The organism is Salmonella sp. SAL4457, assembly GCF_046548235.1.
Lineage (GTDB): Bacteria > Pseudomonadota > Gammaproteobacteria > Enterobacterales > Enterobacteriaceae > Salmonella > Salmonella enterica.
The window spans coordinates 1-233 of record NZ_JBGDZO010001411.1 but is presented as its reverse complement, the minus strand read 5'-3'; the positions used below and the strand labels follow the sequence as shown (position 1 = coordinate 233).

1 protein-coding gene is annotated in these 233 nt (G+C 62.2%); it reads left to right on the top strand.

Translation table 11 applies throughout. The features are described 5' to 3' along the window. Positions 1-27 precede the first annotated feature (27 nt). Positions 28-233: hypothetical protein (locus ACLJNW_RS28810; protein ID WP_410962105.1), on the top strand; the 206-nt coding region annotated here is incomplete at its 3' end.

The window sequence follows — 233 nt, the reverse complement described above, 5'->3', positions numbered from 1 at the left end:
CGGCCTATGCTCAGCCTTGATAACGCCATGAGCACCGCTGACTTGCGTGAGTTTGAGGCGCGCCTGCAGCGGCTGTTACCCGGGCAGCACTGCACCGGTGTGGTCGAGCCGAAGATCGACGGTCTCGGCGTGGCTTTGCTCTATACACGTGGCGTCCTCACCCGCGGTGCCACCCGGGGTGATGGCCGTATCGGGGAAAACATTACGCAGAACTTGCGAGCCATTCGCAGCAT